18 protein-coding genes are annotated in these 16,983 nt (G+C 72.5%); 4 read left to right on the forward strand and 14 right to left on the reverse strand.

Features of this window, described 5'->3' with window-relative positions; all coding sequences use genetic code 11:
- Positions 1–141: 141 nt before the first annotated feature.
- Together ABZ370_RS17265 and ABZ370_RS17270 are read left to right on the forward strand one after the other, a co-directional pair.
- Complete coding sequence (locus ABZ370_RS17265) at positions 142–936, forward strand: CAP domain-containing protein (RefSeq protein WP_358621153.1); 795 nt, start codon at positions 142–144, stop codon at positions 934–936.
- A gap of 67 nt (positions 937–1,003) precedes the next feature.
- On the forward strand, positions 1,004–1,453 hold the full coding sequence (locus ABZ370_RS17270; protein ID WP_358621155.1) for a helix-turn-helix domain-containing protein: 450 nt from the start codon (positions 1,004–1,006) through the stop codon (positions 1,451–1,453).
- On the opposite strand, the gene mutM is transcribed toward ABZ370_RS17270, so the two are convergent.
- The 9 genes from mutM to ABZ370_RS17315 all read right to left on the reverse strand — a co-directional run bounded on the left by mutM (position 1,396) and on the right by ABZ370_RS17315 (position 10,956).
- Positions 1,396–2,295, reverse strand: a complete 900-nt coding sequence (gene mutM, locus ABZ370_RS17275) for a bifunctional DNA-formamidopyrimidine glycosylase/DNA-(apurinic or apyrimidinic site) lyase (RefSeq protein WP_358621158.1) — start codon at positions 2,293–2,295, stop codon at positions 1,396–1,398. The two genes, ABZ370_RS17270 and mutM, sit on opposite strands and share 58 nt — an antisense overlap.
- A gap of 70 nt (positions 2,296–2,365) precedes the next feature.
- A complete protein-coding gene (rnc, locus tag ABZ370_RS17280) occupies positions 2,366–3,358 on the reverse strand; it encodes a ribonuclease III (protein WP_358621161.1) in 993 nt (330 codons plus the stop codon).
- A 19-nt stretch (positions 3,359–3,377) separates the two neighbouring features.
- Positions 3,378–3,551 (reverse strand): 50S ribosomal protein L32, encoded by a 174-nt coding sequence (gene rpmF, locus ABZ370_RS17285; RefSeq protein ID WP_065965136.1) that lies wholly within the window; start codon positions 3,549–3,551, stop codon positions 3,378–3,380.
- 2 nt (positions 3,552–3,553) lie between these two features.
- Positions 3,554–4,216, reverse strand: a complete 663-nt coding sequence (locus ABZ370_RS17290; RefSeq protein WP_358621165.1) for a YceD family protein — start codon at positions 4,214–4,216, stop codon at positions 3,554–3,556.
- Between the two features lie 98 nt (positions 4,217–4,314).
- Positions 4,315–5,511 (reverse strand): cell division initiation protein, encoded by a 1,197-nt coding sequence (locus ABZ370_RS17295; RefSeq protein WP_358621168.1) that lies wholly within the window; start codon positions 5,509–5,511, stop codon positions 4,315–4,317.
- Between the two features lie 106 nt (positions 5,512–5,617).
- A complete protein-coding gene (gene coaD, locus ABZ370_RS17300) occupies positions 5,618–6,127 on the reverse strand; it encodes a pantetheine-phosphate adenylyltransferase (RefSeq protein WP_358621170.1) in 510 nt (169 codons plus the stop codon).
- Positions 6,124–6,711, reverse strand: a complete 588-nt coding sequence (gene rsmD / locus ABZ370_RS17305) for a 16S rRNA (guanine(966)-N(2))-methyltransferase RsmD (protein ID WP_358621173.1) — start codon at positions 6,709–6,711, stop codon at positions 6,124–6,126. Before rsmD ends, coaD begins: the two co-directional genes overlap by 4 nt.
- A 190-nt stretch (positions 6,712–6,901) precedes the next feature.
- Positions 6,902–9,133 carry an ATP-dependent DNA helicase RecG gene (gene recG / locus ABZ370_RS17310; RefSeq protein WP_358621176.1) on the reverse strand — a complete coding sequence of 744 codons (2,232 nt, stop codon included), beginning with the start codon at positions 9,131–9,133 and terminating at the stop codon, positions 6,902–6,904.
- A 74-nt stretch (positions 9,134–9,207) separates the two neighbouring features.
- A complete protein-coding gene (locus ABZ370_RS17315; protein ID WP_358621179.1) occupies positions 9,208–10,956 on the reverse strand; it encodes a DAK2 domain-containing protein in 1,749 nt (582 codons plus the stop codon).
- A 271-nt stretch (positions 10,957–11,227) separates the two neighbouring features.
- On the opposite strand from ABZ370_RS17315, the gene rpmB reads away from it, so the two are divergent.
- A complete protein-coding gene (gene rpmB, locus ABZ370_RS17320) occupies positions 11,228–11,413 on the forward strand; it encodes a 50S ribosomal protein L28 (protein WP_009714771.1) in 186 nt (61 codons plus the stop codon).
- Positions 11,414–11,526: 113 nt separating this feature from the next.
- Here rpmB and thiD read toward each other — a convergent pair whose 3' ends face one another.
- Positions 11,527–12,369, reverse strand: coding sequence for a bifunctional hydroxymethylpyrimidine kinase/phosphomethylpyrimidine kinase (gene thiD, locus ABZ370_RS17325; protein WP_358621590.1), 843 nt, complete (start codon positions 12,367–12,369; stop codon positions 11,527–11,529).
- Positions 12,370–12,385: 16 nt separating this feature from the next.
- On the reverse strand, positions 12,386–13,354 hold the full coding sequence (locus tag ABZ370_RS17330; protein ID WP_358621182.1) for a thiamine-phosphate kinase: 969 nt from the start codon (positions 13,352–13,354) through the stop codon (positions 12,386–12,388).
- 137 nt (positions 13,355–13,491) lie between these two features.
- Here ABZ370_RS17330 and ABZ370_RS17335 point away from each other — a divergent pair, with 137 nt between their 5' ends.
- On the forward strand, positions 13,492–13,725 hold the full coding sequence (locus ABZ370_RS17335; protein ID WP_009714774.1) for an Lrp/AsnC ligand binding domain-containing protein: 234 nt from the start codon (positions 13,492–13,494) through the stop codon (positions 13,723–13,725).
- 66 nt (positions 13,726–13,791) lie between these two features.
- Here ABZ370_RS17335 and ABZ370_RS17340 read toward each other — a convergent pair whose 3' ends face one another.
- The 3 genes from ABZ370_RS17340 to ABZ370_RS17350 are packed head-to-tail and all read right to left on the reverse strand — an operon-like array spanning position 13,792 to position 16,818.
- Positions 13,792–14,964 carry a D-alanine--D-alanine ligase family protein gene (locus ABZ370_RS17340; protein WP_358621185.1) on the reverse strand — a complete coding sequence of 391 codons (1,173 nt, stop codon included), beginning with the start codon at positions 14,962–14,964 and terminating at the stop codon, positions 13,792–13,794.
- 34 nt (positions 14,965–14,998) lie between these two features.
- The gene (locus ABZ370_RS17345; protein WP_358621188.1) at positions 14,999–16,000 is read right to left on the reverse strand and encodes an NAD(P)H-dependent glycerol-3-phosphate dehydrogenase; all 1,002 of its coding nucleotides are present in this window, start codon (positions 15,998–16,000) and stop codon (positions 14,999–15,001) included.
- Positions 15,997–16,818, reverse strand: coding sequence for a lysophospholipid acyltransferase family protein (locus ABZ370_RS17350; RefSeq protein ID WP_358621190.1), 822 nt, complete (start codon positions 16,816–16,818; stop codon positions 15,997–15,999). The genes ABZ370_RS17345 and ABZ370_RS17350 overlap by 4 nt, the downstream gene beginning before the upstream one ends.
- Positions 16,819–16,983: the final 165 nt, after the last annotated feature.

Below are 16,983 nucleotides of genomic sequence, written 5' to 3' on the forward strand. Positions count from 1 at the left end.
TTGACCCCTCGCGCACAAGGAAGGCAGGAGATGGGCCGCCATCGACGATCTGCCCCCGGCTCCGCGACCCCGCCCGAGGTGGGCGCCGGCCGCCACCGGGGACCGCGCCGTAGCCCTCTCGCACCGGTGAGAACTGGACTGTTGAGCGTTTCCGCCGCGATGGCGGTGGGCGCTGTGGCCATGGCCTCCGGACTGGTTCCGGGCAGCCCCTCGGGCCTCGGCGGTGCCAGTGAACCCGCCGGTCAGGTGCAGGCCGGCGGGTCGCCCGGCACCGGCCTGGAGACCCAGGACCCGGGGACGGCCTTCCCGCCGGGCGGCACCGGGACGTCGACGGGCTCCGGCGACACGAGCCCGCGGTCGCCGTCCACGACCCCTTCCAAGACGCCCTCGAAGCCCGCCGGAACGCCGTCCACGAGCCCGGCCGAGCGCCCGGGTTCCGGCAGCAAGCCCGGCGGGACCGGCGGCGGTGGCGGCGGGGACGGCTCGGATTCGGCCACTCCGTCCCGTACGCCCACCACCGACCCGGTGCCCAGCCTCCCGCCGGAGAAGCCGGACCGGACGGCGGCGGCCGAGAAGGCGGTCATCGCCCTGGTGAACCAGGAGCGGGCCACGGCCGGCTGCCGGCCGGTGACCGAGGACCGGAAACTCGCCCAGCTGGCGCAGGACTTCAGCGACGACATGGCGATACGCGACTTCTTCGACCACACCAGCCCGGACGGCGAGGACCCCTGGGACCGCGCCAAGCTCGCGGGCATCCTGGACCTGGGCGGGGAGAACATCGGGCGCGGGCAGACCACCGCGCAGGATGTGATGGACTCGTGGATGGACAGCCCCGACCACCGGGCGAACATCCTCAACTGCCAGTACACGACACTCGGCGTCGGCACGCACTTCGGCGACGACGGCCCCTGGTGGACCCAGGACTTCGGGTACTAGACACAGAGAGCGCTCACCGGACGACAGCGCGATCCAGGAGAGAGCGCTGCGCGCGTATGGTGTGTGCATGGAATGTGAACGCATCGCCGGAAGCCGCCCGGAGGAGGACGCCGCCGGGGACGAGGCCTTCGACGTGTTCGCGCGCGCCTGTCCGTCCCGCGCCACGCTGGAGCACATCACCGGCAAATGGGGCGGCCTCACCCTGACCGCACTGTACGAGAGCGGCTGCCGGTTCAACGAACTGCGGCGGCGGGTCGACGGGGTCAGCGAGAAGATGCTGTCCCAGACGCTGCACGCGCTGGAGCGGGACGGTCTGGTGCACCGCGAGGCGCAGCCGGTCAATCCACCGCGGGTGGACTACCGGCTCACCCCGCTGGGGCTCGCGGTCGCCGAACGGCTGCTCGCGCTGATCGGCCTGGTCGAGGCGCGGATGCCGGAGGTGCTGACGGCCCGGGAGGCTTACGACGGGCGGCGCACCGAGAACGCCGAGGCCCCGGCCGGGCGCGGCGGGCGCTGACAGCGCGGGCAGAAGTAGCTGGAGCGGTTCATCCAGGGGCGGCGGCGCATGGCGGTGCCGCAGCGGCGGCACGGCTCGTCCTCCCGGCCGTAGGCGTCGAGGGAGCGCTCGAAGTAGCCCGACTCGCCGTTCACATTGACGTAGAGGCTGTCGAAGCTGGTGCCGCCCACCGCCAGTGCCGCGCTCATGACATCCCGCACATGGCCGAGGAGTTCCGTGGAGCGCGGCCGGGTGAGGGTGGCGGTCGGCCGGTCGTAGTGCAGCCGGGCGCGCCACAGCGCCTCGTCGGCGTAGATGTTGCCGACGCCGCTGATCAGCGACTGGTCGAGCAGGGCGCGCTTGACGGTGGTACGGCGACGGCGCAGCGCGAGGTGGAAGGCCGCCTCGTCGAAGGCGGGGTCCAGCGGGTCGCGGGCGATGTGCGCGATGGCGTCCGGCAGCCCCTCCAGATCACCGGGGACGGAGCCGTGCAGCGAGAGGCCGCCGAAGGTGCGCTGGTCGACGAAGCGCAGCTCGGTGCCCACGTCGTCGGCGAACCGGACCCGGATGCGCAGATGCTTCTCGTCCGGGGCGTCGCCGGGCTGGACGAGCAGCTGGCCGCTCATGCCGAGGTGGGCGAGGACCGCTTCGGCGGTGTCCTCGAACGGCAGCCACAGATACTTGCCGCGGCGGCGGACCGCCTCGGCGCGACGGCCTTTCATACGGGCCGCGAAGTCCTCCGCGCCGCCCAGGTGGCGGCGTACCGCGCGGGGGTGCAGCACCTGGACCTCGTCGACCGTACGGCCGCTGATCCAGCGCTCCAGACCGCGCCGGACCACCTCGACCTCGGGCAGCTCGGGCAACGTGTCTCCTGCGACGAGGGATCACCGGCACCCCGGGCCCCGGTCGGTGACCGGGGCCCGGGGGCGGTGCCTAACGGGTGGTGGTGGCCGAGTCGGCGGCCGGGGCACTCGCGGCCTCGGCGCCTTCGGCGGCAGCCTCGGCCGTGACTTCCGCCTCGGCCGCTGCCTCCGCCTTGACCTCGGCTTCTGCCGTGACTTCGGCCTCCGCCTTGACCTCGGCTTCAGCCTCCGTCTTGGCTTCAGCCTCCGCCGTGGCTTCGGCTTCCGCCTTGGCCTTCGCCTGCGCCTCGTCGGCGGCCGCCCGGATCGCGCGCCAGGCGGCCTCGGCCGCCTGCTGCTCGGCTTCCTTCTTGCTGCGGCCGGTGCCGGTGCCGTACGCGACACCACCGACGCGGGCAGCAGCCGTGAAGGTCTTCTCGTGGTCGGGCCCGGTCTCGGAGACCAGGTATTCCGGAACCCCGAGACCCTCGGTGGCGGTCAGCTCCTGGAGGCTGGTCTTCCAGTCCAGGCCGGCGCCGAGGTTCGAGGACTTCTCGATCAGTGGGTCGAAGAGCCGGTGCACCAGTTCGGCGGCGGCGTCGAGTCCCCTGTCGAGATAGACCGCGCCGATCACCGCTTCAAGGGTGTCGGCGAGGATGGATGCCTTGTCCCTGCCCCCGGTGCCCTCTTCGCCCCGGCCGAGCCGGATGAAGGCGCCGAGGTCCAGACCCCGGCCGACCTCGGCGAGTGCGCGCGAGTTGACCACCGCGGCCCGCAGCTTGGCCAGCTGGCCCTCGGGCAGATCCGGGTGGATGCGGTACAGCGTGTCGGTGACCACCAGGCCGAGCACCGAATCCCCGAGGAATTCCAGCCGCTCGTTGGTGGGCAGACCGCCGTTCTCGTACGCGAAGGAGCGATGGGTCAGCGCACGCACCAGAAGGGCGGACTCGAGTTGATACCCGAGCCGCCCTTCCAGGATCGTGTGGGACGAGGCCTTGTCCGCCTGGACCGTATCGCCGCCGCGCTGATGACCTCCGCGAGGTTCACCCGCGCGCTTGCGGGACGGCGTGCTGGCGTCCGACATAGAGCCTGTCACCCGCCGATCAGACCTCGAGGACCTGGCGGCGGTTGTAGGTGCCGCAGCTCGGGCACGCGATGTGCTGCAGCTTCGGCTCGTGGCAGCGCTCGCACGCCACCAGGGTGGGGACCGCAGCCTTCCACTGCGACCGGCGGTGGCGCGTGTTGCTGCGCGACATCTTCCGCTTCGGAACAGCCACGGCTACTTCTCCTGTGGGTCATCCCCGCGCTGGCGGGGGGCGTTGTCCTTCTCGCCGTCCTGAATGGACCCGGCGAGTTCCTGCAATGCCGCCCAACGGATGTCGACGGCTTCGTGGTGGTGGTCCGGGTCGTCCACGAGCCGTGCGCCGCAATCGGCACACAGCCCGGGGCAGTCCTCCCGGCACACCGGCTGCAGCGGCAGTGAGAGCACCACCGCGTCGCGCAGCACCGGTTCGAGGTCGAACAGGTCGGCCTCGAGGAAGAGCGTGTCCTCCTCCTCGGCGTCGTCGCCGGTGTCCGCTTCGCGGCTCCGGTCGTCGGCGTCGGGGTAGGAGTACATCTCCTGGAAATCCGCTTCGAGCTCTCGCTCCAGCGGCTCCAGACACCTTACGCACTCCCCCGTGAGCGGTGCACGGGCGGTGCCTGTGACAAGCACCCCTTCCATGACCGACTCCAGGCGGAGCTCAAGCTCCACGGTCGCGCCTTCCCGCACCCCGATGACCTCGACACCGAGATCCTTGGGGGCCGCCACGGAGCGGGAGACCCGCTTCAGCGCACCAGGACGCCGCCCCAGCTCGCGTGTGTCGAACACGAGGGGGGCACGGTGGTCGAGGCGGGCGTTCAGGGCTTCCTGCTTTCTACGCTGCGGCGGGCCGCCCGGCATGGACTTGAAGCGGGCAGCCGAGATCGCGGACGTACTCGCGACCGAAGAGCCAGGATACTGGACGGGTCGCTCCAGGCCCAATCGGGTCCAGAGCCGCTCTAGCGTCCCTGCTCGTACTGACGCAGCTGATCGAGGTCGATCATGCTCGTGTCGAACAGGCTGGTCTCGTCGAGCGCCGCTCCCGGCTGCTGCGGGGAGTACGGAGGCTGCTGTGGCGCTTGCGGGTGCTGCTGCTGGACGTAGCCGTTCGGGTCGTAGCCCTGGGGCTGCTGCCAGCCGTACGCGTCCTGCTGCGGGTAGCCCGCCTGCTGGGCGTAGGGGTCCGGCTGCTGGACGTAGCCCTGCTGCTGATAGCCGTACGCATCCTGCTGCGAGTAGCCCGCGGCGGCGTAGTACCCGGCGTCGGCCGCGGCCTGGTCCATCGCCACGGGGTCCATCACGCCAGGGTTCATCGCGGCGGGGTCCATCGCAGCGGGGTCCATCACGCCGGGCTGGACGGCCGCGGGCTGGATGACGACGGGCTGGATGACGGCGGGCTGGATGACGGGCTGCTGCGCGGGCGCGGGCTGCACGGCGGCGCCCTGGGACTGGGCCAGCCCCGCGTAGTAGTCGTCGTCGCTGGTCCGCAGGGCTTGGGCGGCCGCGTCCTGGGCGTCCATATGGGCGCCCAGCTCATCGGCCGGGCGGGAGCCAAGCAGCTTCTGCCGACCGCGGCCGACCGCCTCCAGGGTCTTGCCGAGGACCGCGGAGACGGCCCCCAGCTTGGTGTCCACGTACTCGTCGGCGCGCTGCCGCAGGGTGTGCGGGTCGGCGCTGCGCTCCGGCTCGTCGTCCATGCCGTCGCCGCCGGGCACCCGGCCGAGCAGCTTGTCGCGGCCGCGGTCCACCGACCCGACGGTCTTGGTCAGCACGACCTCGAAGTTGGCGAGCTTGCTGTCGACGTAGTCGTCGGCCTCGGCGCGGATCTCCTCGGCCTCCCGGCGGGCCTCCCCGAGAATCCGGTCGGCCTCCTCCTGGGACGTGCGGGCCACCTCGGTCTCCGAGCTCAGCCGGGCGCGCTCGGCGTGCGCGGACTCGATGATCCGCGTCGCCTCCTGGCGGGCGTCGTCCACCATCCGGTCCCGTCCGCCGATCAGCTCCTCCGCGTGGGCGAGGGAGTCGGGGAGCGCGGCGCGCACCTCTTCGAGCATGGCGAGCAGGTCGGCGCGGTTGACCATGCACGAGGCCGACATGGGCATGGCCCGGGCGCTGCCGACGGCGCTCACGATCTCGTCGAGCTTCTTCTGCACGTCCACCTTGGGTGCTCGCAGTCTGAGTCGGAGGGGATGAGACGGGACCGACTGTACGGCCAGCGGGCGCCTGCCCGACACCCGCTGACACGCCGTCAGTGGTCAGCCGCGGTCACGTCCGCCGGAGCCGGTCGCCCAGCGCCTCCAGGACCAGTGGGGGCACCAGGTGGGAGATGTCGCCGCCCCAGGCCGCGACCTCCTTGACCAGGCTGGAGGAGAGGAAGCTGTAGGTGGGGTTGGTGGGCACGAAGAGGGTCTCCACGCCCGACAGGCCGTTGTTCATCTGGGCCATCTGCAGCTCGTAGTCGAAGTCGCTGACGGCCCGCAGCCCCTTGACGATGGCGGGGATGTCGCGCTGCTTGCAGAAGTCCACGAGCAGCCCGTGGAAGGCCTCGACCTGCACATTGCCGTACTCGGCGGTGGTCTGGCGGAGGAGATCCATCCGCTCCTCCACCGTGAACAGTCCCTGCTTGGACTTGTTGATCATCACGGCGACGTGGACGACGTCATAGAGCTTGGACGCTCGGCCGATGATGTCCAGGTGCCCATTGGTGACGGGGTCGAAGGACCCCGGACAGACTGCGCGGCGCAACGGAAGTTCCTCGCTCTCGGGTCCGGTCATGACGCGTTGTCGCACGTCGAGGCGGCGCGACCGTACCAAAGCGTGCCCTCGCCGTAACGACGGGACCGCAGTCCCTCGAATCCGGCCGGCCACCCGAACTCCCCGCCTCTGGTGCTGCGCTCCACGGTGACCAGCACATCCGGTGCGAGCCAGCCTTTGCCACGGAGTGTGAGCAGGATCTCGCGGAGATCGTCGTCGGTGACGGCGTAGGGCGGGTCCAGGAAGACGACGTCGTACGGGCCGGTGGCCGGGGGCGGGCCGCCGACGGCCGCCTCGGCCTTCGCGGTCCGCAGCTCGGCGCCGGGCAGCCCCAGCACCCGGACGTTCTCCCGGATGGTGCGGGCGGCACGCGCGTCCGACTCGACCAGCAGCACATGGGCCGCGCCCCGGGACAGCGCCTCCAGGCCGACCGCGCCCGAGCCGCCGTACAGATCGAGGACGCGGGCCCCGCTCAGCGAGCCGAGGAGCGACTCCCAGGTGGAGAACAGGCCCTCGCGCGCCCGGTCCGAAGTGGGTCGGGTGCCGTTTCCCGGCGGTACGGCCAGGCGGCGTCCGCCGGCCGCACCGGCGATCACGCGGGTCATGGGTGTGGCAGTCCTTCGCGGTGGTCGTCTCGGTGGATCGGGGCGGTGGCTCGGGGCGGTGCTCGTCGCGGTAGTTGTCTCGGTGGATCGGGCAAGCGGCGGGTGGTACACCGTGTACGCGCCGGGTCGCCGCCCCTCCACGATATGGCGTCCCGCGCCGCACGGGACCCCCCGCGCGGCGCCCGGCGGCTCATCCCTTGTCGAGGAATTCCTCCCGCTCCTTGTCCAGCAGGGCGTCCAGCGCGGTGCGCAGCTCCGGGTAGCCGGTCAGCTCGGGGTCGGCCGCGACGATCGCGGTGGCCTCCTCCCGGGCGGCGGCGATGACCTCCTCGTCGTCGATGACGGCGAGCACCCGCAGCGAGGAGCGGACACCGGACTGGGCCTGGCCGAGGACATCGCCCTCGCGGCGCTGCTCCAGGTCGATCCGGGACAGCTCGAAGCCGTCGAGCGTGGCCGCGACCGAGCCGAGCCGCCCACGGGCCGGGCTCGCCTCGGGCATCTCCGTCACCAGCAGACACAGCCCCGGGGCCGACCCCCGCCCGACCCGGCCGCGCAGCTGGTGCAGCTGGGAGACGCCGAACCGGTCGGCGTCCATGATCACCATGGCGGTGGCGTTGGGGACGTTGACGCCCACCTCGATGACGGTCGTGGCGACCAGCACGTCCACCCCGCCCGCGGCGAAGCGACGCATCACCTCGTCCTTGGCCTCCGGCGCCATCCGGCCGTGCAGCACTTCCACCCGCAGGTCGCGCAGCGGGCCGGTGGCGAGCTGGTCGGCGACGTCGAGGACCGCGAGCGGCGGGCGCTTCTCCGCCTCGTCCTCGGCGGTCTTCTCCTTCGCCGCCTTGGTCCCGCTCTCCTGGCCCCCCTCGTCCTCGTTGTCGCCGATGCGCGGGCACACCACATACGCCTGGTGTCCGCCCGCCACCTCCTCCCGCACCCGCTCCCAGGTCCGGGCCAGGAAGTGCGGCTTGTCCTTGGCGGGCACCACATGGGAGGCGATCGGGGAACGGCCGGCCGGCAGCTGGTCCAGGACGGAGGTCTCCAGGTCGCCGAAGACGGTCATCGCGACCGTCCGCGGGATCGGGGTGGCCGTCATCACCAGCAGATGCGGCGGCTGCTTGCCCTTGGAGCGCAGGGCGTCGCGCTGCTCGACGCCGAAGCGGTGCTGCTCGTCGACCACCACCAGGCCCAGGTCGTGGAACTGGACCTTGTCCTCGATCAGGGCATGGGTGCCGATCACGATCCCGGCCTCGCCGGTGACCAGGTCCAGCAGCGCCTGGCGGCGGGCCGCGGTCCCCATGGAGCCGGTGAGCAGCACGACCTTGGTGCCCTGCTCGGCGCCCCCGAGCATTCCTCCCTCGGCCAGCTCGCCCATCATCTCCGTGATCGAACGGTGGTGCTGCTGGGCGAGGACCTCGGTCGGCGCGAGCATCGCCGCCTGGCCCCCGGCGTCGACGACGCTGAGCATCGCGCGCAGCGCGACCAGCGTCTTGCCGGACCCCACCTCGCCCTGGAGCAGCCGGTGCATGGGGTGGTCGGTGGCCAGTTCGGCGAAGATCTCGGCGCTGACCCGCTGCTGGCCGTCGGTCAGGGTGAACGGCAGCCGGGCGTCGAAGGCGTCCAGCAGACCGCCGTCCACCGGCCTGCGGGGCGCCGCGGGCGCCGTCGCGTCGGCCTGGCGGCGGCGGGCGAGAGCGACCTGAAGGACGAACGCCTCGTCCCACTTGAGCCGGTCGCGCGCGGCGGCGATGTCGGCCTTGGTGCGCGGGCGGTGGACGCGGCGCAGCGCCCCGGGCAGCGTGGCCAGCCCGCGGCCCTCGCGGAGGCTTTCGGGCAGCGGGTCGATCAGCCCGGCCAGCACGGTGTCCTCCTGGCCCGCCGGGCCCAGCACGGTGTCGACCGCCTGCTGGATCTGCCAGGACTCCATCTGCTTGCAGGCCGGGTACAGCGGCAGCAGCTGGTTGGCGAACGCCTCCACGTCATCCGAGCCGCTGTCCGCGCGCAGCAGCTTGAAATCGGGGTGCGCCAGCTGCCGCTTGTGGTTGAAGACCGAGACCTTCCCGGCGAACATGGCGCGGCTGCCGGGCAGCAGTTCGGAGCGCGGCTTGTGGACGCCCTTGCCGAAGAAGACGAGCTGGAGACGGCCGCTGCCGTCGGTGATGGTGACCTCCAGCCGCTGGCCCCGGCCGCTGTTGAACTTGTGCACCCGCGCGTCCGCGACCTGCGCGACGACGGTCACATGCTCGTCCAGCGGCAGATCGGCCAGGCGCGTCAGCTCGCCGCGCTCCGCGTACCGCCGCGGGTAGTGGTGCAGCAGGTCGCCGACCGTGTGCAGGCCGAGGTGCTCGGCCATCACCTTCGCGGTGTTGCCGCCGAGGACTTTCTTCAGGGGTTCATCCAGCACGGGCACGCGGTCCATTGCACACCACACCACCGACAACCGGGGCCATTCACGGGGTCATGCCCGAGATCACGCTCAGAACATGCCCGGGATCATTCGACGCCTATGATCAGCGGCGCGGAGGGCTGGCCGCCCCGGTAGACGATCGTGTCGACGGCGAAATGGCCCTCCCGTACGTGCCGCTCCAGCCGCTCGGCGATCTCGTCCGGGAGGTCCGCGCCGAGCACCAGCGTGACCATCTCCCCGCCCGCGGCCAGCATCCGGTCCAGGACCGTCTCGGCGGTCGGGGCCAGTTCGGTGCCGATCACCGCCACGTCGCCGTCGATCAGGCCCAGGACGTCCCCGGCCTGGCAGACCCCGGCCATGGTCCAGGACCGGTGTTCGGCGACGGCCAGTTCGGCGCAGCGGGTGGCGCCCGCGGCGGAGGTCATCGCGACGACGTCCTCGTCGAAGCTGCGGGCGGGCTCGTGCACGGCGAGCGCGGCGATGCCCTGGACCGGGGAGCGGGTGGGGATGACGGCGACCCGTACGCCCTCGGCGCGGGCCTGCGCGGCGGCGGCCGCCGCCGGGTGGCGCAGCTCGGCGTCGTTGGGCAGCAGCACCACCTCGCGGGCGTGGGCCCGCCGGATCGCCTCGGCCAGCTCACCGCCGCCGGGCGGCTTCCCCTGTTCGGCGGCGACCACGGTGGCACCGGCCTCGGCGCACAGCGCGGCCAGCCCGTCGCCGGGGACGACGGCGACCACCGCACGGGACGCGCGCTCACCGGACGGCCGGTCCGGCCGCCGCTCGGGGCGGCCCGGCCGGGGGCGGCCGGGCTCGGGGGCGGCGGGCCGTCGCTCGGCGGGGGCGTCGAAGTGGGTGATGCGGATGCGGTACGGGCGTCCGGCCCGGATGCCCGCCTCCACGGCGGCGCCCGCGTCGTCCACATGGACGTGGACGTTCCACAGCCCGTCGCCGCCGACGATCACGAGCGAGTCACCGAGTGCGTCCAGCCGCTCGCGCAGGGCGGCGACGGCGACGTCGTCGGCTTCCAGGAGGTAGATCACCTCGAACGCGGGCCCGTCGGCGGAGCAGTCCACCGGCCCGGGCTCCCCGGAGGCCACGGGCGCGGAGGCGGGCGCGGGGATGGCGGAGGCGGCGGGCGGCGCCGCCGGGGGTTCGCCGGAGAGCGCCTCGGCGAGCCCGCCCACCACCGTGACCAGGCCGTAGCCGCCCGCGTCGACGACGCCCGCGCGGGCCAGGACGTCGAGCTGCCCGGGGGTCTCCTGGAGCGCGGCGCGCGCCCCTTCGTACGCCGCGCGCGCCACCGCGCCGACGTCCCCGGTGGCCCGCTCCGCGCCCTCGGCCGCGGCCACGGCCACGGTCAGCACGGTCCCCTCGACGGGATGCGCGACGGCCAGGTACGCCAGGTCGACCGCGCGCCGCAGGGCCCGCCGCAGCCCGTCCGCCTCGTCGCCGCTCCCCGTTGTACCGCCGCTCCCCGTAGTACCGCCGCTCTCCGCGGCACCCTCCTCGGCCAGGACGTCCGCCATGCCGCGCAGCAGCTGGGCCAGGATGGTGCCGGAGTTGCCGCGCGCGCCGATCAGCGCGCCATGGGCCATGGCGCGCACCACATCGGCGAGGCTGGGGCGGGCGGCACCGGCCGAGGCGGGGTGACGGTCGAAGGCGGCGTCGACCGCCTGCGCGGCGGACTCGACGGTCAGATACAGATTGGTGCCGGTGTCACCGTCCGCGACCGGATAGACGTTGATCGCGTCGATGTCCTCACGGGCCCGGCCCAGCGCGTCCAGCGCGAGCCCGCACCAGATCCGTACCGCATCGGCGTCGAGCGTGTGCGGCACGTACGTTCTCCTCGGGACGGTGAGGGATGACTCATGGGCGGGGTCGGGCATCGCGTCATCGAGGCTAGTCGGCGCCCTCCGCGGGTGCGGGGGCAGCCATGATAGTTTCGTTGTACGGGAGTGGCCGTTGTATGCTGCTCCGGTTGCCCGATGAGAGTCGGGCTATTCCCCCTGGCGCCGCCGGTCTTTCACGATCCTGGCTACGCCGGGGTTCCGTTCAAGTTTCTGTCTCCTCGCGGGAAGCGAGGCTGACCCGTCTTTGGAGTAACCCGTGGCTGCCAACTGCGACGTCTGCGGCAAGGGGCCGGGCTTCGGCAACAACATCTCGCACTCGCACCGCCGCACCCGCCGTCGTTGGAACCCCAACATCCAGACGGTGCGCGCTGTGGTCGGTCGGACCCCGAAGCGGCTCAATGTCTGCACCTCGTGCATCAAGGCCGGCAAGGTCTCGCGCTAGGCGCACGCCTTCCCCCGCGTAAGCGGGGTTGCCGGTTGCCGAGGCCGGTCCACACATGACAGTGGACCGGCCTTTACGCATGCCCGCTGCGCGGGGATCTGCGGACGCGTCCGCTACGCGCGGGGCTCGGCCGTCAGCCAGGCGTGGTCCACCGGGCCGATGCCCGTGCCCAGGGGGAAGCCCGCCGCGATCGCGCCCGTGACGTACTCCTTGGCCGCCGCGGCGGCCGCCGGGACCGCCATGCCGCCCGCGAGGTAGGTGGCGATCGCCGAGGCGAGGGTGCAGCCGGTGCCGTGGGTGTGGCGGTTGTCGTAGCGGGGCGCCCGCAGCCAGTGCTCCTCGGTGCCGTCGGTGAGCAGGTCCACCGCTTCGCCCGGCAGATGGCCGCCCTTGATCAGCGCCCAGCGCGGGCCGAAGTCCAGCACCGCGCGCGCCGCCCGCCGCAGATCGCCCTCCGAACGGGCCCGGATGCCGGTCAGCTGGGCTACCTCGTCCAGGTTGGGGGTGGCGACGGTGGCGGTGGGCAGCAGCTTGGTGCGGACCGCGTCCAGCGCCTCGGCGGCCAGCAGCGGATCGCCGTGCTTGGAGACCCCGACCGGGTCCACGACCACCGGCGCGGGCAGCCCCGCGAGCAGCCCGGAGACGGTCTCGACCAGCTCGGCCGTGGCCAGCATGCCCGTCTTGACCGCCTGGACGCCGATGTCGTCCACCACGCTGCGGAACTGGGCGCGAACCGCCTCCGCGGGCAGCTCCCAGGCGCCCTGGACGCCCTGGGAGTTCTGCGCCGTCACCGCGGTGAGCACGCTCATCCCGTGCGCGCCCAGGGCCAGCATCGTCTTCAGGTCGGCCTGGATGCCCGCACCGCCGCCGGAGTCCGATCCGGCGACGGTGAGGACGCGGACGGGCGCCCGGTGGTCACGAGGGACGCGGGGGACGCGAGAGGCATCGGTAGACATGGCCATACGGCCGAATCTACTCGGCGTCCTGGTCATCCCCGAAATGGTCCCAGCCCGCGTGCGCCCAGGGCGCCCCGTCGACCGTCACCTGCGGCAGCGCCGACGGGTTGAGCACCGCGCCGATGACCTTCCAGCGGGCGGGCAGCTTCACGTCGGACGGGAAGGTGGCCACGATCGCGTGGTCCTCTCCCCCGCTGAGCACCCACTGGATCGGGTCGACGCCCACCGCCTGACCGATGTCCGACATCTGTGAGGGGATGTCGATGTCCCCCGAGCGCAGATCGATACGGACCTGGCTGGCCTCGGCGATGTGCCCGAGGTCGGCCACCAGCCCGTCGCTGACGTCGGTCATGGCGGTCGCGCCGAGCCCGGCGGCGGCCGGTCCCGCGTGGTACGGCGGCTCCGGGCGGCGGTGCGCCTCGACGAAGGCGCGCGGTGAGCGGAAGCCGCGCGAGAGCACCGCGTGTCCGGCGGCCGACCAGCCCAGCCAGCCGGTGACGGCGACAACGTCGCCCGGCCGGGCACCGGATCGGGTGACCGGCTCATGGTTGCGCAGATCGCCCAGGGCGGTGATGGCGATGGTGATGGCGTCTCCGCGCACCACGTCGCCGCCGACCACCGCGGCGCCCGCCACCTGGCATTCGTCGCGGATGCCGTCCATCATCTCGGCCGGCCAGGTCACCGGCAGATCGGCGGGCACCACCAGGCCCAGCAGCAGCGCGGTCGGCACCGCGCCCATGGCCGCGATGTCCGCGAGGTTCTGCGCGGCGGCCTTGCGGCCGACGTCATAGGCGGTGGACCAGTCCCGGCGGAAGTGCCTGCCCTCCAGCAGGACGTCCGTACTGGCCACCACCCTGCGGTCCGGTGCGGCCACGACCGCGGCGTCGTCACCGGGCCCCAGCTTCACCGCCGGGGTGGTGGTGAGCCGGGAGGTGAGCTCTCTGATGAGCCCGAACTCCCCCAACTCGCCCACGGTGCCCTTCATCGCATTGCCCCTTCGTGCTCGTGGCCCTCTGCCCGCCCCGCCGCGCACGCCGCGCGGGTCTCCCCGCGCCGCGTGGCGACGCGGTACCGTGGCGTCCCTTCTCCCCACATGATCCTCGTAGCCGCCCTGGAGGTTCCGTGGTACAGGCGTACATCCTGATCCAGACCGAGGTCGGTAAGGCGTCGACCGTCGCCGACGTCATCGCCAAGCTCCCGGGGGTGATACAGGCCGAGGACGTCACGGGTCCGTACGACGTGATCGTGCGCGCCCAGGCCGAGACGGTCGACGAGCTCGGCCGCATGGTGGTCGCGAAAGTCCAGCAAGTGGAAGGGATCACGCGCACGCTCACCTGCCCGGTGGTCCATATCTAGATCCAGCTCCCCCGAACGGCCGCCGCCGGGCCCAGCCGCGCCCGCGGCGGCCCGGCGCGGGCGCGGCTAGCGCAGTCCCGTGGAGCGGCGCAGCGCGGCCTGGATGAGCCGGTCCACCAGCTCGGGGTAGCTCACGCCGCTCTCCTGCCACATCCGCGGGTACATGGAGATCGGCGTGAAGCCGGGCATCGTGTTGACCTCGTTGATCACGAACTCGCCGCTGTCCAGCAGGAAGAAGTCGGCGCGCACCAGGCCCTCGCAGGACACCGCGTCGAACGCGCGCACCGCCAACTCCTGGACCCGCCCGGTCTGCTCCGCGGTGAGCGGCGCCGGCACGACGCCGGGGGCCGCGTCGATGTACTTGGCCTCGAAGTCGTAGAAGTCGTGGGTGGAGACCGGGGGGATCTCGGCGGGCACGCTGGCCCGCGGCCCGTCCTCGAATTCCAGCACCCCGCACTCGATCTCGCGGCCACGCAGCAGCGCCTCCACGATGACCTTCGGGTCGTGGCGCCGGGCCTCCTCGATGGCCTCGTCCAGCCGCTCCGGGCCGTCGACCTTGGTGATGCCGATGGAGGAACCGGCCCGCGAGGGCTTCACGAACACCGGCCAGCCGTGCTCGGCGGCGAAGTCGGTGATCCTGGTGCGGGCGGCGGCGGGGTCCCGCTCCCAGTCGCGGGGGCGGATCACCTCGTACGGGCCGACGGGCAGCCCGAAGGAGAGGAACACCCGCTTCATGTACTCCTTGTCCATGCCGACGGCGGAGGCCAGCACCCCGGCGCCCACATAGGGCACCCCGGACAGCTCCAGCAGCCCCTGGAGGGTGCCGTCCTCGCCGTAGGGGCCGTGCAGCATGGGGAAGACGACGTCGACGTCGCCGAGGGCCTTGGGCACCGCGCCCGGCTCGCTGTAGACGACCTCGCGGCTGCCCGGGTCGACCGGCAGCACGACCGACCCCTCCACGGACTCGGCGAGCCGTTCGACGCTGGGGAGCTGCCGGTCCGCGATGGCCATCCGCTCGGGGGCGTCGGCGGTCAGCGCCCAACGGCCGTCCGCCGTGATGCCGATCGGCAGCACGTCGTACTTCTCGCGGTCGATGGCGCGCAGCACGGCTCCCGCGGTGACCACGGAAATGGCGTGCTCGGAGCTGCGTCCGCCGAAGACGACGGCGACGCGCGGCTTCCGCGACCGGCCGGAGGAGGAAGCCGGGACAGGGCTTGAGGAAGGAGTCTGGCTGCTCATATCGCGTTGAGGTTACCTTGCGGTTCGGACGGCGTCAGTGCCGCTCGGCCTTCGCGCTGCGCGACATCAGTTCTTTGAGCGCGACCAGCGGCTGTTTGCCGTCATGGACGATGCCCACCACGGTCTCGGTGATCGGCATGTCGACGTCGTGGCGCCGGGCGAGATCCGCTACGGACTCGCACGACTTGACGCCCTCCGCCGTCTGCCGGGTGACCGCGATCGTCTCCTCCAGTGTCATGCCGCGGCCCAGGTTGGTGCCGAAGGTGTGGTTGCGGGAGAGCGGCGAGGAGCAGGTGGCGACCAGGTCGCCCATGCCCGCCAGGCCCGCGAAGGTGTGGGCGTCGGCGCCCATCGCCAGGCCCAGTCGGGTCGTTTCGGCGAGCCCGCGGGTGATGAGGGACGCCTTCGCGTTGTCGCCGAGGCCCATGCCGTCCGCGATGCCGACGGCCAGCGCGATGACGTTCTTCACCGCGCCGCCGAGTTCGCAGCCGACCACGTCGGTGTTGGTGTACGGGCGGAAGTAAGGGGTGTGGCACGCGGTCTGGAGGCGGCGCGCCACGTCCTCGTCCCGGCAGGCCACCACGGAGGCCGCGGGCTGCCGGGCGGCGATCTCCTTGGCGAGGTTGGGGCCGGTGAGCACCGCGACGCGCTCCGCGGGCGCCTGGGCGACCTCCGCGATGACCTCGCTCATCCGCTTGGCCGTGCCGAGTTCGACGCCCTTCATCAGGGACACCAGCACGGTGTCGGCGGGCAGCAGCGGGGCCCAGGCGGCGAGGTTGCCGCGCAGCGTCTGGGAGGGCACGGAGAAGACGGTGAACTCGGCGCCGCGCGCGGCCTCGGCCGGGTCGGTGGTGGCCCGTACCCCGTCGGGGAGGCGGATGCCGGGGAAGTAGTCGGGATTGGTGCGGCCGGTGTTGATGGCCTCGACGACATCGGGCCGGCGGCCCCACAGCGTCACCTCGCAGCCGGCGTCGGCGAGCACCATCGCGAAGGCGGTGCCCCAGGAGCCGGTGCCGTAGACGGCGCAGCGCGTCACTTGCTCTCCTCTTCGGCCACGGGGGCCACGGGGCGTTCGGCCACGGGGCGCGGCTGATGGGCGGCGTGGGGCCGGTCGGCGGCGTACGGCTGGTCAGTGGCGTACGGCTGGTCGGCGGTGACGTCGGCCGCCCGGGCGGGCACCTGCTCGCCGCGGACCTCGCCGAGGAGTTCGGTGACCGCGGCCATGATGGTGTCGGTGGCCGCCCGCAGCACGTCGGCGGTGGCCTCCTGGCCGTAGTACTCGGAGAGGTCCACCGGCGGGCCCGCCTGCACCTTGAGGGTCTTGCGCGGGAAGAGCCGGACCCGCCGTTCCTTGGCGTACGGCGGGACGGCCTCGTTGGCGCCCCACTGGGCGACCGGGATGACCGGGGCCTTGGTGAGCAGGGCGACCCGGGCGGCGCCGGTCTTGCCGCGCATCGGCCACATGTCGGGGTCGCGGGTCAGGGTGCCCTCGGGGTAGAAGGCCACGCACTCGCCGCTGTTGATGGCGTCGACGGCGGCCCGGAAGGCGTCGGCCGCGTCGGTCGACTCGCGGTAGACGGGGATCTGCCGGGTGCCGCGCAGCATCGTGCCCATGAAGCCGCCCTTGAAGAGGGCGGCCTTGGCCAGGAAGCGGGGCACGCGTCCGGTGTTGTACTGGAAGTGCGCGTAGGAGAGCGGGTCGAGATACGAGTTGTGGTTGACCGCGGTGATAAAACCGCCGTCGGCCGGAATGTGCTCCATTCCGCGCCAGTCCCGCTTGAACAGAACCACCATCGGCGGTTTCACCATGACCGCCGCCATGCGGTACCAGAAGCCGATTCTGCGGCCGGACACTCGGAACATCCTCCTCTTGGACCCTGCTGACCTGCTGGCTTGCTGCCGTCCGGGCAGCCGCACAAGTGTCGCTCCAGGTACTCGGTCTGTCGAGGACACCGTAACCCCGGCACGTACGGGACGAGCCGGGCAGCAGGCGAGAATGGGGCCCGTGGGAAGAAACGC

Source organism: Streptomyces sp. NPDC005962 (assembly GCF_040629205.1).
In the GTDB taxonomy this organism is placed as follows: domain Bacteria; phylum Actinomycetota; class Actinomycetes; order Streptomycetales; family Streptomycetaceae; genus Streptomyces.

Coding starts and splice junctions, on each gene's coding strand:
- coaD (WP_358621170.1), bottom strand. CDS start 6,127: ATGACCGGACCCGAGAGCGAGGAACTTCCGTTGCGCCGCGCAGTCTGT.
- rnc (WP_358621161.1), bottom strand. CDS start 3,358: ATGTCGGACGCCAGCACGCCGTCCCGCAAGCGCGCGGGTGAACCTCGC.
- ABZ370_RS17290 (WP_358621165.1), bottom strand. CDS start 4,216: ATGCCGGGCGGCCCGCCGCAGCGTAGAAAGCAGGAAGCCCTGAACGCC.
- ABZ370_RS17270 (WP_358621155.1), top strand. CDS start 1,004: ATGGAATGTGAACGCATCGCCGGAAGCCGCCCGGAGGAGGACGCCGCC.
- ABZ370_RS17330 (WP_358621182.1), bottom strand. CDS start 13,354: ATGAAGGGCACCGTGGGCGAGTTGGGGGAGTTCGGGCTCATCAGAGAG.
- rsmD (WP_358621173.1), bottom strand. CDS start 6,711: ATGACCCGCGTGATCGCCGGTGCGGCCGGCGGACGCCGCCTGGCCGTA.
- recG (WP_358621176.1), bottom strand. CDS start 9,133: ATGGACCGCGTGCCCGTGCTGGATGAACCCCTGAAGAAAGTCCTCGGC.
- thiD (WP_358621590.1), bottom strand. CDS start 12,369: ATGTCTACCGATGCCTCTCGCGTCCCCCGCGTCCCTCGTGACCACCGG.
- ABZ370_RS17340 (WP_358621185.1), bottom strand. CDS start 14,964: ATGAGCAGCCAGACTCCTTCCTCAAGCCCTGTCCCGGCTTCCTCCTCC.